We start from the raw sequence: 15,294 nt of genomic DNA, 5'->3' as shown, positions 1-15,294 counted from the left end.
GCCATTCCTTTATTTTTTAATAAAATGATAAAATGACCCAGCGGATTCACTGTATTATGGATAAAAAATATTGAGTAAGTTCGTTAAAAATGGAAGCAATTATCCTGGTTTAGGCATATCATATTGTCGACGGGCAATTAAGACCAAGCAGATTAACAATCTAAAAGTCTTGGTTGGGGATTCATAGCTTGAATAATTGAGTTTTATTCTTTTAAAAATGGGAGGCTGTGATGGGGAAATTATCAATCCTTATGCCCTATAGACCTGATAATGGTCCCAGGGATAGGGCGTTTAGCTGGGTCAAAGAATTTTACAACAAAATGCTGCCTGAATCTGAAATTTGCATCAGCGATTGCAGCACGCCTCTTTTTTCCAGAGCAGAAGCGATAAATAATTCAGCCAAGCAAGCAACAGGGGATATATTTATTATTGTTGACGCTGATATATTTTTAGATCCTTACATTGTTAATAAATCCGTTCACCTTCTCAATGAGCATGCCTGGATCATTCCTTATTCCCGTGTTAAACATATTTCAAAAAAAAGTACGAAGGCACTCTTAAATACCGAGCCTTCCTGGCCTGCACAAATTCAGTTTGAAGTATCCAAATCGGCAGATGCCGCAGCACGTAATTTTGTGGGCGGGATAAATATTATTCCCCGTAAAACCTTTGAAACAGTTGGCGGATTTGATGAAAGATTCCTCGGATACGGAGCTGAAGATGATGCCTTTGGCCATTCAGTCAACACCTTATGCGGTCCTTATTTAAGGCTGGATACAGATATCTTTCATTTATGGCATCCGAGGGTGAGAACGAAAACCAACCCCCATTACCATGCGAATTGCGCCCTGCTAAAACGTTATGTTCAGGCGGGAAAGAGCAAGAAGAAGATGCTTAATATTATTAATGAGAGAGTAAAAGATTAGATAAAAAAAGAATCAATGGTCTATAGCGAAGGGGAAAGATTATGGCCCATTCCCAAATGAAAGTATTAATGATGCTGGAATGTCTGCATATCGGCGGGACAGAAACTCATACCCTCTCTTTAACAAAACAGTTAATCCATTGCGGGATTGATGTGATCCTATATAGTTTTTCGGGCGGAAATATTCATGATGATTTTACTTTGCTAGGCTGTCCCGTTTATATTGGCTCCAAAACTGCAGCCAAACGGTTAGAAGAAGTTCGACAAATTATTTTAAAACATCAAATAAACATCATTCATAGCCATGATAAATCTGCAGAGTTAGCTGACAATGTCGCCAGCAAACTCAATCTCCCGCTCATATATACGGTTCACGGTACCTATTATGATGTTTTTTCCAAATTAACACATAAAAATATCGGCTATATTAGTGTAAGTTTCCCTATTCAGCAGTGGCTATCCGCTAAAGGGATTTCTTCTACTTTCATTCCTAATGGAATCGACATGACAAAATATCATCCAAATATTGATCAACGAAACCTTAAGCTTCAGTTAGGGATACCTGTTGATACCCCTCTTATTGTTTACGCTGCACGACTTGGCAATCGAAAAAAATTCAACTTATGTGATGCCTTTATAACAACATGTCCGGTGGTACGAAGGAAACTTTTGCCCAACATGCATGTCGCAATAGTCGGCGGCAGCCCCAATAACAAAAGAAGATTCAATTTGGTAAAGAATAAAGCCAGGAAAATTAATTTGCAGCACGGGGAAAATTTTATTCATGTTTTAGGTGAAAGAAAAGACATGGAAAAAGTATACTGCGGTGCAGATTGTGTAGTGGGTACCGGCAGGATTGCGTTGGAAGCTATGGCTTGTGAAACAAAAGTCATAGCTGCCGGATCGGCAGGATATCTAGGCTTAATTACCCCAAAAAACTTTCATGAAGCTTGTCTCCTCCATTTTGGGGATCATGCAGGAAAAGCTGAGTTTTCCGAAGCCGTCTTTTGTAAAGACATCGCAGAGGCTTTTCTGGCGGACCAATCCTTAGTGGATACGGATCGTAAGAAAAACCGCGAAATAGTAAAAAATAGATTTAGTATTGAACAAGTAACAACCGAACTGCTTCAGGTTTACAGACGAAAGATGAACCCCGGCATACCGAGCTAGTAAAAGGTCTATTCAGATGTTGACTAATCGTTGCCCTTCCAATGCGAGTCTTGATTCCTTTCTGCTGCAAACGGATAGCCACTTGGCTATCCGTTTTTGAAATCAGGGATTTAGTATGCTATGGATGGTTTTCGTTAAACCCTCCTCCAACGTGCAAGAAGGTTTCCAATCCAATACCTTACTAGCTTTACCATTTGAAAGTAAACAATATGGAACAGTTTCTGCCCGGGCTGGTTCATATCCAGGAACAATATTACTTTTTAACATATCCTTACACATCGTAAATAACTGGTTGATGGTTGTGGAAGTTTCAGTGCTAATATTTATGATTTCATTATTMCCTTTGGTCATTGCCGCCATATTTGCTTTAGCCACATCCTCCACGTAAACGAAATCCCTTGTCTGTTGACCATCACCATTAATAACTAAAGGTTTGTTCTCCATTATCTTGTTTAAGAAAATGGAGACAACCCCTCCTTCTTCATTGGCAGTTTGCCTCGGGCCATAAACACTTGCATATCGTAAGATCGTAAACCGGATATTTTTATATGGTTGAAAGAGCCTTATATAAGATTCGCATGTAAATTTAGAAACCCCATAATGGGAAACTGGCGAAGCCATTATGGATTCATGGAGAGGCAATGGATGATTCTCTCCGTAAACGGCTGCCGAGGAAGCGAAAATCACTTTCTTAACACTATATTTGTCACAGTAAGATAATAATCGAATTGTCCCCTTAATACTGTCCATTACCTCTTTAAAAGGATTACCCATAGGTAGAGAAATCTTGACTTGTGCAGCCAAATGAATAAGAATGTCGGGGCGAAAATCATTGAATACTTGATCAACCTTTTTATTGTTGATATCCAGCTTAACAAAAGCAGCTTTCGCATTTATATGTTCTTTTCGTCCTGTACGTAAATTATCAATGACTAACACTTCATGCCCGCTGTCGACTAGCAAATCAACAGTATGCGAACCTATAAAACCAGCTCCCCCTGTGACCAATACCTTCAACTAGATACAACCCCTTTTTGCAGATATGGAGTATAGTATTCTAGCAGGCGATAAGCGAAACGACAGATGTCCCTAATTTCCCATGTGAAATTTCATGTTTTTACAAAAAAATTATTTTAAAGGAATACCAAAAGAGTTCTATTCATCGCCTTTATTTAATTGTGTCAACCTGATCAATCAGAATCGATAAATCATTTACATGGTTTAAAATCCATTCCTTCCCCGGATCTCTTTTCGTGCCTTCTTTTCTTAGCCACCATCCCAGCAAATAAAATTTGTACATGATTCGGCTGCAAATGTAACTATTATAAAAACTTCTCCAGTCAATTTTATTTCCACTTTTTGAATTCCAGCCATTTAAATACGATTCTAGAGCCAATGTTGAAAGACTCTCGAGCGGTACATGTATATCCTTTTCGCCAATGTATTCCATTAACATACACATTGGTGCTATTTTTATATTTTCATAATCCAACACCACTGTCTGATTATTGGCTTCCCGAGTTAACAAATTAAATTTGGATACATCCCCCGGATGAATGACGAGAGGCATATCGTAAATGGTATCTATTATAGAGTCGATCAATCCATTTTCACAATTCCTTAGAAAGGCCACTAATTTTTCTCCGCCAATGTTCTTTATTAATTCTTCTTTCCTTTTTGCTATCTTGGATAATTCCAGGAAGATTTGATCATTTTCTTTCCTTACGAATAAATTATTTACCAGATCATCCACGTTATCCTCAACAAAATCCCTATTTCCCGTTAAAAGAGCACCAGTGTCGCCATGTTGATATTTACGAACTGGATCTTCAAAGCTGGCAGCAAAAACTCCCAAGTCACTGAAAACTTTTGCCACTACATTTTTGTTCGTAAAATCAGGATTTTCCCCGTCTATCCATTCAAAAATCATAATATACCTTGCTGGATTAAATTGATAAGAAAATAGCTTTGTTATCTGGTCTCTTACCGGTTGAGATAATGTGGCATAAAATAATATTTCTTTTATAAACGAAGGTGTGGTTCCGTATTTAACGAAAAACGCCTTTGCACCTTTCTCTGTTTTCAATGTGACTTTCTCAATTTTTTTGGTGTCACTATTTTTAAGGATTAATTCACGGTCTGCAATCTCCGAATGTTTTAATCCAAGAAGTTTATTCATCTCAGAGGCAGTAATGTTTTTTATAGGATGTGATTTCAATTTATCTGGCCCCTTTTCACGGATTGTTTGCCTTAAGTTTTAAAAAGTAAATTTTTAACTTAGAAGGTCGTTTATCATCGCTACAAACTGGCGTGCCCGCTGGATAGAGGAGTGCTGTTTATGAACGTATCGATAACCTTCCTTAGCGATTTTTTCCCTTTCTTCATCATGGCGCAAGTAATACTCAGCCTTCTCCTGAAAGTCCTCTTCCGTTATGGCAACAAAATGCTTACCTGGAATGAATCCTAGATCTAATATTTCCGGTGAGACCGGCGCCAACAATAAGGTCCTGCAGGCAAGAACTTCAAAGTACTTCATAATTGTGTACTTATATTTTGAATTACACGTAAAAAAGATCTTTGCCCGATTAATTTCTTTGGCATATGTTTCACCAACAAATGTAGTCTTTTTTTCATGCTCTTCGATATTACGATAACCAGGATGTTCATGATAAACAAAACCTGGTTTGTTCTGCATGGTCTCGAGAATTTTATATCTCAATGGATAGACCTTCGAATGGACAGCACCCATTAAGAGATAGTCAATCTTCTTTTTCATCCCGTAATCTTTAAAAATATCTGTATTGGCATGATGGGGCAGCCATTTCATCTTATCTACAAACTCTGGGTACCATTCCTCAAATTTGTCCCGATAATAAGTAAAGACCGCCCTTGGATGTAAAGATTTTAATTCTTCATTTCGTTGCGCTTTGTGATAATGGATATCGTGCAAATTTACAGCGAATGGTATGTCTAATGAATGCAGTCCAGATATTTTCGGAGTATTGGTTTCACCGAATTCATTGATGAAAATAAAATCGGGGCGTGATGGAAGAGTATGAATGATGTCATTTATATGACCTGGTTTATGCCAAACAGTTAAATGGGTTAATTTAGCCACTTCATTTAATAAATGATGAAACTCCGGGGAAACATATTTACTGAAATCACCAGTAATAACAAGAAGTTTTATCTTTTTCAAAAACCTTCCCTCCCTTTTGGATTAGACCTGATTTCTCCCTTTATTAACTCTCACTTAGTAATAACTGGTTAGACTTGATTACATCGACCACGACCACGCCACAAAACCTTCCATCAAATCCTCCTACTCTTTCAAAGTCCTTTCTTGGAACCATAGCGAATCCTCCGTGATATCCAACTTTTTAGGGCAGTTTCCGGCTTTTTCAATGGAAAATAAGGTTTGTTCTATATAGTTCAAAAGTCTATTTTTCGGAAATCATTTGATTTCAAAATGGAATTATATTTACTAAATTATGCAGCCAAAGTTGTATTGCCTTAGGCAAATTGGTTTTTAATTTCCGTATCTTTCTCATTTAAATGACAACAACACATTTTCCTATTCTATTGACCTTTTTAGGAAATATCTTGTTCACATCTATTCCAAACCTACATATTTTATTAAAAATGCGCACCAAACTATATAAAAAGGGGAAGAACATATGGACAAAAAACAATTAAACAGTGCTCAATTAATGGACCGGATTTTAGAGTCTCTAAATAAAAAAAAGCCATGTTCCATCGTATCAGTTGGACAAACGGAAGCCGTTGTGATAGGACAAGACTTGTTTAATTCTGATCCTGTTTTACAGAACTTTCAAACTCACCTTCGAAGGGAAACAAAGATTGCTAATAGAGGAATTAAGGAGGGGTTTCACCATAGGGGCGTTCGATTCCCTAATCCTCAGGCACAGAAAGAAGCGCTAGAGGCAGTAAAAGCAGCAGATATAATTGGATATAATACGTTAGAACCCAACGCAAAAACAATTACGGAACGGGTATTCTCCCTCTACAATATCCAGCCAAATGCAATCTTTGAGGCCAATATCCGAAGGGTGTTTATGAAATCCCAGAAAAAAAAATTTAAAAAAATCCTAAAAGGCAGAAAAGTGTTATTGATCGGATCACAAGCCCAACAAGCCATGAGTTCACTAGAAGAAAAATACTCAAAGGATCTAGGCTGCACAATTGTCGGGTCTATTCCAATTTACGAATATGAAGATATTCCGAAGGTAAAAGAAAAATTAAAAGATTTCAACTTTGACATCTGTTTTCTTGCAGCAGGGACTAATGCCGTTATTCTTGCCTCGCATATTGCCCAAAAATATGGAAAAGTAGCGTTTGACATTGGTTCAGGAATGGAAACGTTTTCTACTAATGAAGTGGTAACCGACTCTTTTATTAATGATATTATTGGCCTGGATAACTTAATGAAAATGTAAATTTGCTCTTTGGATGTTTCCGTATTTTTTTGAATTTTTGAAGGAAGGCAGTGGGCTCACTGCCTCTCTTTTATGTCAAAAAAGCCATGTGAGGGTGTAATTGCAGTAAAAATGCTTCATCTTGATCATAAATCCCGTCACATCTGAGTGATGTTTGGGCTTAGTGTATCTTATAAATACGCATAATTTTTCTTGGACGAATACTAATTCAAAAGACATAATGCTATATTTATTAGTTGAATAAATCATTCTCTTGCTTTTTCAATTCTCTACTCCTTTACTAACTGACCACTATCTAACGTTATTCAATCAAACTCCCCCTATAATCCACAATTTCAACATATATGTTATTCAGAGAAACATTAAAATGACCATTCTCCTTAAAAATTGTTTTGTAAAACAGTACTTTATCCCATACAGCTTTGTCATTCCTGCATAAAATTTTAGAGAGATTATCTAATGAAAGGGGAAATGAAGTTTTAATGGAAATACAGCAAATAAAGGTTACCGTCCTAATGCCGGTATTCAATGGGGAAAAATATCTAAAACAGGCAATTAAAAGTATACTAAGACAAACCTATAAGAACTTTGAGTTTCTCATTATTGACGACGGTTCCACAGATAAAAGTGTAAAGATCATTAAAACGTACAAGGACCCTCGAATTCGTTTGGTTCGCAATAAGAAAAATATTGGTCTTATCAAGACTTTAAATAAAGGATTATCACTTGCAAGGGGTGAATATATTGCTAGAATGGACTGTGATGATATCAGTTTGCCAAAAAGGTTAGAAAAACAAGTGGAATTTATGGATCAGCATCCGGATATTGGTGTTTGCGGAACTGCTGTAAAACTGATTGGTAAAAAGGTTAAATGGCAATTCCCATCAGACCCTGATCATATAAAATGCCAGTTGCTATTCGCGAATACCATCGCACATCCAACTGCTATGATTCGAAAAAAAGTTCTTAATAATATTAAATATGAAAAATATGCACATGCGGAAGACTATCATTTATGGGTTACCCTTTCAAATAAGACGAAATTAACTAATTTGCCGGAGATCCTCTTAAAATACAGACAGCATTCTAAACAAGTCAGCAATAAGTTTAATAGGAAACAACAAGCTACCGCTAAAAGAATTGTTTTAGAACAATTAAAAAGACTGAATATTACTCCAACTGATCAGGAATTATCAATCCATTTACATCTTCTTGCTGGTAACGGGATTCAGTCCACTGAATCGGCAAAACAGTGGTGTGAAAAAATTTTGAACAAAAACAAGGAAACTAATATTTATAATCAGGATGTCCTAGAGAAATTTTTCAGCAATATTATACAAAAAGGGTAAAAAAGGGGTTAGTCAGGCATCAATCTGACTAACCCTTAATTTGGTTTCACGATCTAATTATCTTTCAACCAATACCAGCAAATATAATTGCGTGTAACATGCCCAGCCTAACGTGTTTATTCAATTATAAAAGGACTGCCGCTTGCCTTCTAAATCACAAGATGGGCTCATGATTTAGAAGACAAGCCTTTTATATTTCAAGTAAATTTTTTTCAACGGATGGGTGGAATAAGAAATCCATGGTTTATTATCTCCAGTGTAATGAATAATTGCCGGTTTTATTTTTAAACTGGGGTCAGATAAATGGGGGGTTTGAAAATTCCATTTGGAGTCCAATGGAAGCCATTGATCATAGAGAACAGCATTTAGAGCGTCTTGATCGCAATACTTAATATTTGAAGAATAGGTTTTAATAAATTCAATAATTTTATTCTTTATTCGGTGCTTCCGCCACTTTTTTAAATTAATCAAAAGTACACCTGCATTAAAATATTTTGAATCGGATGGCATTAACAGGTCTTCATTTCTTGGATCTCCTGTTTTTATCCAAGGGTCTTCGACCGCACCTAAATAATATTGACTAATATCTGTCTTCCACAGTTTGGTGATATCACCTTTAACAATAATATCGCTGTCCAAATAAAGAACTTTATCTGTTTTCTTAAAGAAATCCGGTATAGATATTCGATAATAGGTTTCCTGCGTCACATACGCGTATGTCGGGAACTCGCTATACAATGCAGGATTAACCCTTTTAAAAAAGATCTTTGCTTTATATTTCTTGGTTATTTTTTTTAACTGTAACTTATTTTCCTTTGAAATATTGCTGTCAATGACATATATTTTAATGGGATTCCTGGATTTTTTATTTTTTAACAACGAATTTAACATGACAGCAAGATGCTTTGCATACGTATTGTTTGAGACCGTTACAATTCGAATGGTATCTCTGCTTTTAGTTTGTTCCCTTCTATCAATTTTCTTGCTTCTTTTAGTCTGTTTCCTTCTCATTTTAGGATTTTCTTTTATTTCATTTTTAAAAATTGTTTCTGCACCCGAGATGACCTGTTTCATTTGCACCTTATTATTATTTGCTTCATAGTATAATTCCCGAATATTCAGGTTGTTTTCGCCGTTCGGATTGTTTTCGTATCCAACTACTGGATGCCATAAGTGATAAATGGAATGCGTAAGCCTCTTATAGTGACCACACAAAGTATTGACCGCGCAGCTGAAAGCGTCATCTTCTCCTCCCCAGCCTAAAAATCTCTCATCAAAACCTCCTACTGCCATAAAATGATTACGAGTAATGATGTTTAATCCTCCAAGATAGTTAACCTCTGGAGTATGAATAATCTCGAAGTCGGTAACCTCTAAGGGCCAGGTTGGCTCCTTGTTAACCAGGCTTCTTGAATTTTCTTCAGATATTCTGATTATATTTCTAAATGGTATTACCCATGTTGCATTCATTTCCATTATGTGTTTAATTGAATCCTTAATAACTTCTGGGTCACAAAAAATATCTCCATCAGCTATAACGAAAATTTCTCGGGTGGCTTGTTGTGCAGCTAAATTAATAGCTTTAGACCTATTAAAAAGCTCGTCGTTAGAAAACCCTACACAAATTTCGACATTGGGAAATATTTTTTCGTAAAAATTTTTAATCCAATTTAAATTGATATCTCTAATTCCATTGTCGGGTTTGTACGGAATTAGTATAGATACGTTCTCGAACAATGTTTTACACCGCCTATTAGTTTATTTTCCGAATCTATTTCTTAAAATTAATAATTCATTCTTTTTATCCTAAGTGTCGTGAAAGTCAATTGAATTAATTTATAGTTGAGGGAGAAATTCGAGGAGAATGATTAATCAAAATTTTTGGTCACCACTTTGCTTTTGTTGATTTTTCACAAGAGTGAACTGCCATTTGTGAAAAGGGATTATACCGGTCTCTTCCATAAAGATGCTCTCAGGTATTTTACATACTCTTTCTTAAACGGACTTTTAGAATTCCAAGGTTTGTCGGGACCGGTAAAATGGAGAACCGCTGCTTTTTCTAGTGGCAGCACTGCACAATGGGAGGTTGTATAGTTCCATTTGTCCTCCAAACGAAGCCACCGATTGTAAAGGACAGCGTTTAATGCGTCTTGATCAAGAAGTGCAAGCTTGTCAGGATTGGCTTTAATAAATTGTATGACTTCGGAGGAGATTTTTTGCTCCCTCCACCTTTTTAGATTCATCAGCAGTAATCCTGAATTAAAATAATAAGATTCCGATGGCAAGGATAGTCTATATATTCGAGATTCCCTGTCCTGCACTGGTATCACCCGCGATTCATCCACAGCCGCTAAATCATATGTGTCTATATTGGTTTTCCACAACTTGGAAAGGTCCGTTCTGACGATCATATCACAATCAAGATACAGCGCTTTAGGGATGTCCTCACCCAATAGGTCCGGAATCATAATTCGATAATACGCTTCTTTACTAATGTAATTTTGTGCACCCGTGCTTAATGCAAATTCTTCGACCATGTGGACATCCACTTTAAGGAAAGTAACAGCAGCGCGAAACTTTTTAATCGTTCTTTTTAGCTTCTTTATGCTAATATCAGTTAGGTCTCCATAAAGTATATAAATGTGGACCCTTGTATCTTTTTTTTTATTTTTTAAAAGTGAAGTTAACGTCACTGCCAAGTGTTGTGCATAATTATCATTCGTTGCCGACACAATAATCAAGGTTACCACTCCTTTTTCATTGCTTCTATTTTATGTTCAAAAGGATTCCCTCGTTTGTATATTTGCCCATCATTCTTCTGCCCCACAAAGTTCCATCTCTGTCCATGTATTACACAGTCATTCACTTGACTTCGGTGAAGAGGCTTCCTAATTGAAMCCTCTTCTTCTCCCGCCTAAAATCCCGCCAATGATTTGGCATACAGTAAAGGTGTGCTCACAATCGTTTCATACATTTCCAAATCAGGCTCTTCTGCCTCCAGGATATGATTATGTGCGTGAAATTTATTGGCTTCCAATACCCATGGTTTTAAGTCTTCGTCAATGATGACATCCAACCCTAAATCACCATAAAGCCCAAAAGCCTCCTCTAATTGAAGACAAACTTTTTTACAGATTGTGATGACTTCCTTCTGTTTTTCAATCGCTTCATTGTGTTTCATTTGAAAAACTGTTTCAAGGGCATCTATTCCACTTACAAGTGAACCTGCATAATTCGTGGTAATGCGTTCCCGCTTTCCATACCTGGCGAAGATCGTCGTGCATTTCCATTGTTTTGTCTCGTCTTTTTGCATGATAACCCTGAAATCGACTTTCTTGTTTTTGTATTTTGTATTGACAGCTTTTTGAATTAAATATTGTTTTTCGCTAAGCATTTGTTCACAAAAACGTTCAATCCCCTTCTTCTTAGCTTTTTGTTTTTCTCCCTTTCCGAATTTTACTTCATAATGACTCTGGAGGTTGGCGATTTTAAAGACCCCTTTCCCAAGTGATCCTTTTACCGGTTTTAGGTATACCTCAGGATGAGTGTTTAACATTTCTATTAACTGGAGGGGATCCGTATATGGACAAGTGGGTAAAACGTGAGAACTCGTGTCATCTGATTTCACCAAGGCATCGTGAAATTCCCATTTGTTAAAGATATCCGAATTGAACATCTTTCCTTTATAGGTTTCGTTCACTTTTTCCTCAAGCTTTTTAGGCTCCCTTTTTCGTCTATAGATGACATCCGGAAATGGAAATGTACCATGAACCCAATTTGGTTCTCCCTGGGAATCTGGTGAATAACAATATCCTTTGACCGTTTGGGTTTTCCAGTCAAAATCTGACCAACGTGCCAGAAAAGCTAGACCTTTGACGCTTTCATATTGTTTAAAGTAAGGCTTTAAGCTCCTTAACTTTTTAGGTGTTAGTTTCTGGTTTGTTAGAATCATCGCTATGACTGGCCCAAGGTGAATTCCATCATCATCAACCGAGAGCTCATAGCTCAAATCAGGCAGTTCAAAAGGAAAGTCACTTTGCATACTCAACCCGATGGACTGCTCATCCATACCTTTAGCCTCTTTGATTCTTACCTTTTTTGTCCACTTTCCAAAATGGAACCAATACCATTTCTTTTTTAATTGGTGCTCAACAATCTGCTTGTTCGGCAACAATACAACATTAGGCAGAGTATCTACCAATTGAATCTTCAAGCTTCCACATCCTCTCAGGTACGTGAACTACAGGAATCTGATTATCATTGTATTCTCCAATGCAGTCTAATGATGGCAGTTCGATCAAAAATGGACTTTAACCTAGCTCGAAGGGACAGAGGGACAGGTTCCGTGTCCCATTTGGGACATGGAACCTGTCCCCTCGCCCCATCCCCTCGCCCCGCCGCGCGAGTTGTATGGAGATGGCTCAGCGGCGATGAACACATTGAACCAGGTTGCCGGGGCTGCTGGTACAGCAATCGCCATTACAGTATTTACAAGCGGCCAAAGGTTGTAGCACAAAAAAACCATTCGTAACTTGAAACTGTTACGAATGGTTTTTTTATGAAGAAATAATCTTTTTGGAGATATTATCGTTGTATCTCCCCTGCTAAGAACTCCAATGACGCGGCCGGCTCCATTGACGACCGGGAGTTTTTTGAAACGGTGCCTCGATAATAGACTCAGTGTTTTATCAAATTCGTCATCCGGCGAGACAAATTGGAGATTTCGTTTCGTCATAATATCCTTGACGGGTGTATCCAGCTTTTCTTTTACGATATCTTCAATTTCCCCATCTTCGATTATATAGACTAAGCCGGCGATTCCAAGTGGCTTTGGTGCCAGGTAGCGCAGCACGTCCCCATCTGACACCATGCCTGCCAAATTGCCTTTATCATCAACAACGGGCACGCCGCCAATCCGGTTGGAATTGAGTAAATCCAGCAAGTCCCTGACACTATCTGTAGGTTTTACGGTAAAAACCTTGGTAATCATAAAATCTCTTATTTTCATTAAAAACCCCTCTCTTTGGTGTTGCAACCGTATACATTTTATGTTTTTAGCTTAGCACACTGCCTCTTTGCTTCGTAAGTTTAATTTGCTTTCTTTTTTAGAATAAAAAATGCTAGTACTCGTATTAAACGTTGGGAACTGGTCCATTTAATGCGAGTACTAGTATTAAAATTGCTGTTTTTAGACTAGTACGGGGATTATCTCTGCTCTTACCAGCATTATATTGTGTCTTACCAGTATTATATTGCATCCAACCAGCATTATAGTAACCCTTACCAGCATTAAATGTATATTTAATACTAGTACTCGGATTATCTATTAAAAAAGGGTACAAAATAGCAAAGTTTTTTTTACATCTCAGTTCATTTTTTATTTAGTAACAGCTGAATTTTATTTTGCGGGAATCAAAAAAGCAAAAAATTATCCTTCTGACCTTTTTATTAATGTAGTTGGTCCTCCCAACAATCCACCATTGGCGACATTTTTCAGGGTAATGCTTTTAAAATAGCAAATCTCTTCACATAAATGGCAGTCCACACACCTTGAAGGATGGAGAGTGATGGATTCACTTTCTTCCCCACGTGTTAATACAAGCGCATTGGTCGGACAAAGGAGTGCGCAAGCCCCGCAAAGGGTACAATCCGGCGAAATTTCCGGGAGTCGAATGTCGCACCGACTTTGCAAGGCTTCATTTTTCCTTACTTCCGCAAGCAGGACCTTCCGTTTCGTCATATACGGGTAAGTAGCTTCATCGGTAATTTTCTCGACTACATCATTTGCGATGTTCTGCCATTCTCTTTCAAGTCGCAAAACGGGATCGTTCTTCATTTTGTCTTGATAGGTTTGAACCTTATCATCAGCCAGCCATTCTTTCACCGCAAGTTTATGGGTTGCTTTCACTTCACTGAACAAGGATGAAAAGAAGGCCCTGCGCTTTTGATCATACTGTGCTGGCTGTTTAGGCTGTTCAATGGTTGAGGTAATCTGCAGTTGCCTTGAGCTCATCGCCTCCCCCTGCTGCATCTCTTTCCTCCATACACTTTCCCCACAAGAAATTTCACACCCCTGGCAGATATCGGCAGGATGATAAATACTAAGCTGGCCGCTGCATTCGCCGCTGATTGCCAGCCACGCTTCCCTGGGAATGCCTCCAAGGCAGGAGATTTTCACACTCACCGCATCTTGTGCTGGAAGGGTTACTTTGTCACAGTGCAAATAGACCTTTTCATTTTGTTTACACGTTGAGATGGTATCCGAGATCCATTGATTGAGAGAAGGCCGTTGGGTGTAAATGGCATTCGTTGGACACAGTGTTGTGCATAGCCCGCATTCCAAACAATGCTCATCAATGACGATTTCATTTTTTTCAATAGAGATACTCTTCGTTGGGCAATGTTCCATACAGCTATGACATTCACTCTTGTGAGAGATGATTTTTGTACATAGATTCGCCTCAATTTGCAGTGGAGACATTTTTTTATCCATCACATTAGCCAACTTGAAAATATTCATTGAATCCGGCCTCCTCTCACCCTGGGCTTGGTATTATCCCATGTCAATCCGTAACATCTTGCACTTATAAATGAACAGCTGTTTCGTAAAATTGCAACCTGCCAATGAATTCACTGAGCAGTAAAATCATAAATGCGATGGAGTAGAGCCCTTTTGTCCGCATGTTCCTATTTTTAAAAGCCAATGCGAGTAAAGCAAAGGCAATCAATGCGGCGGCAAAACGAAGCCAGAATAAGCTGCTGCCCAGCAATAGCCGGGCCGTTTCGACTGCTTCAGGCAAGCCGCCCTGGAGCGAGGAAATGTAGATTCCAATCACGATAACTCCTGCCAGGATTGTCAATGCTGACACACCCGCTATCGGGACAACGAACTCTCCGCGCATCGCTAAAATCGCGCCAACAAACAAGGGCCCCAGCAACAATGAAGTGATGAAGAAACTAATGATCGTTGTCATCCCATTCCATGCCGGGATCGCAGGAATCACATAGATCATTGCCGATGAAAAAATGGCAAACACMCCCGCAGCCGCTGAAACCCCGCCTATCAACGACCGTTTTCCGACATCCTCCTTATACCAAAACCAAAGGTACAAGACACTTAGGCCAACAAAGATTCCGTAAAAGGTGACTTCCCGGCTTAGCCAGGATACGCCTATATTTAAAATCGCGCGGTATGCGGCGAAGGGGTGTCCGAGGTGAAACAAGGAAACGAAAACGGAAATCCCGCCAATAATCACGAGGATGAGGGAAATCATAAGCCCGGACTGGCGTGAAACCTTGCCTGTTTTCCAATCCAGCCACCAAAGTGTGATCAGTGCCCCAATAACAAGCTGGGAGAGTACGGTGAAAATAACAAGAGGCAGATCATGCATGT

Annotated in this window: 13 protein-coding genes; 4 read left to right on the top strand and 9 right to left on the bottom strand. The window is 38.3% G+C overall.

Features of this window, described 5'->3' with window-relative positions; translation table 11 throughout:
• Nucleotides 1-230 precede the first annotated feature (230 nt).
• Together ADU22_RS13910 and ADU22_RS13905 are read left to right on the top strand one after the other, a co-directional pair.
• Nucleotides 231-926 carry a galactosyltransferase-related protein gene (locus ADU22_RS13910; RefSeq protein WP_053362690.1) on the top strand — a complete coding sequence of 232 codons (696 nt, stop codon included), beginning with the start codon at nucleotides 231-233 and terminating at the stop codon, nucleotides 924-926.
• Nucleotides 927-967: 41 nt separating this feature from the next.
• Nucleotides 968-2,095, top strand: a complete 1,128-nt coding sequence (locus ADU22_RS13905; RefSeq protein ID WP_053362689.1) for a glycosyltransferase — start codon at nucleotides 968-970, stop codon at nucleotides 2,093-2,095.
• 102 nt (nucleotides 2,096-2,197) lie between these two features.
• Here ADU22_RS13905 and ADU22_RS13900 read toward each other — a convergent pair whose 3' ends face one another.
• The 3 genes from ADU22_RS13900 to ADU22_RS13890 form a co-directional block, all read right to left on the bottom strand.
• Nucleotides 2,198-3,112 carry an NAD-dependent epimerase/dehydratase family protein gene (locus ADU22_RS13900; RefSeq protein WP_053362688.1) on the bottom strand — a complete coding sequence of 305 codons (915 nt, stop codon included), beginning with the start codon at nucleotides 3,110-3,112 and terminating at the stop codon, nucleotides 2,198-2,200.
• A gap of 151 nt (nucleotides 3,113-3,263) precedes the next feature.
• Nucleotides 3,264-4,313, bottom strand: coding sequence for a hypothetical protein (locus ADU22_RS13895; RefSeq protein WP_053362687.1), 1,050 nt, complete (start codon nucleotides 4,311-4,313; stop codon nucleotides 3,264-3,266).
• Between the two features lie 54 nt (nucleotides 4,314-4,367).
• Nucleotides 4,368-5,294 (bottom strand): glycosyltransferase family protein, encoded by a 927-nt coding sequence (locus ADU22_RS13890; RefSeq protein ID WP_053362686.1) that lies wholly within the window; start codon nucleotides 5,292-5,294, stop codon nucleotides 4,368-4,370.
• Nucleotides 5,295-5,772: 478 nt separating this feature from the next.
• Here ADU22_RS13890 and ADU22_RS13885 point away from each other — a divergent pair, with 478 nt between their 5' ends.
• Complete coding sequence (locus tag ADU22_RS13885; RefSeq protein WP_053362685.1) at nucleotides 5,773-6,552, top strand: GT-D fold domain-containing glycosyltransferase; 780 nt, start codon at nucleotides 5,773-5,775, stop codon at nucleotides 6,550-6,552.
• A gap of 482 nt (nucleotides 6,553-7,034) precedes the next feature.
• Nucleotides 7,035-7,901, top strand: a complete 867-nt coding sequence (locus ADU22_RS13880) for a glycosyltransferase family 2 protein (protein ID WP_053362684.1) — start codon at nucleotides 7,035-7,037, stop codon at nucleotides 7,899-7,901.
• Nucleotides 7,902-8,075: 174 nt separating this feature from the next.
• Here the strand turns inward: ADU22_RS13880 and ADU22_RS24305 are convergent, their stop codons facing one another.
• From ADU22_RS24305 to ADU22_RS13850, 6 genes are all read right to left on the bottom strand, one after another.
• Nucleotides 8,076-9,638 carry a glycosyltransferase gene (locus ADU22_RS24305; protein ID WP_082252863.1) on the bottom strand — a complete coding sequence of 521 codons (1,563 nt, stop codon included), beginning with the start codon at nucleotides 9,636-9,638 and terminating at the stop codon, nucleotides 8,076-8,078.
• A 206-nt stretch (nucleotides 9,639-9,844) separates the two neighbouring features.
• On the bottom strand, nucleotides 9,845-10,633 hold the full coding sequence (locus tag ADU22_RS13870) for a glycosyltransferase family 8 protein (RefSeq protein ID WP_231687957.1): 789 nt from the start codon (nucleotides 10,631-10,633) through the stop codon (nucleotides 9,845-9,847).
• Nucleotides 10,634-10,815: 182 nt separating this feature from the next.
• Nucleotides 10,816-12,114, bottom strand: coding sequence for a YheC/YheD family endospore coat-associated protein (locus tag ADU22_RS13865; protein WP_053362682.1), 1,299 nt, complete (start codon nucleotides 12,112-12,114; stop codon nucleotides 10,816-10,818).
• A 102-nt stretch (nucleotides 12,115-12,216) separates the two neighbouring features.
• On the bottom strand, nucleotides 12,217-12,909 hold the full coding sequence (locus tag ADU22_RS25640) for a CBS domain-containing protein (protein ID WP_069187990.1): 693 nt from the start codon (nucleotides 12,907-12,909) through the stop codon (nucleotides 12,217-12,219).
• A gap of 420 nt (nucleotides 12,910-13,329) precedes the next feature.
• Nucleotides 13,330-14,421 carry a 4Fe-4S binding protein gene (locus tag ADU22_RS13855; RefSeq protein WP_053362681.1) on the bottom strand — a complete coding sequence of 364 codons (1,092 nt, stop codon included), beginning with the start codon at nucleotides 14,419-14,421 and terminating at the stop codon, nucleotides 13,330-13,332.
• Nucleotides 14,422-14,485: 64 nt separating this feature from the next.
• A complete protein-coding gene (locus ADU22_RS13850) occupies nucleotides 14,486-15,292 on the bottom strand; it encodes a dimethyl sulfoxide reductase anchor subunit family protein (protein ID WP_053362680.1) in 807 nt (268 codons plus the stop codon).
• Nucleotides 15,293-15,294: the final 2 nt, after the last annotated feature.

The organism is Bacillus sp. FJAT-27251, from assembly GCF_001273925.1.
Lineage (GTDB): Bacteria > Bacillota > Bacilli > Bacillales > Cytobacillaceae > Mesobacillus_B.
The sequence above is the reverse complement of the archived record's forward strand: the minus strand, read 5'-3'. Positions and strand labels throughout refer to the sequence as shown.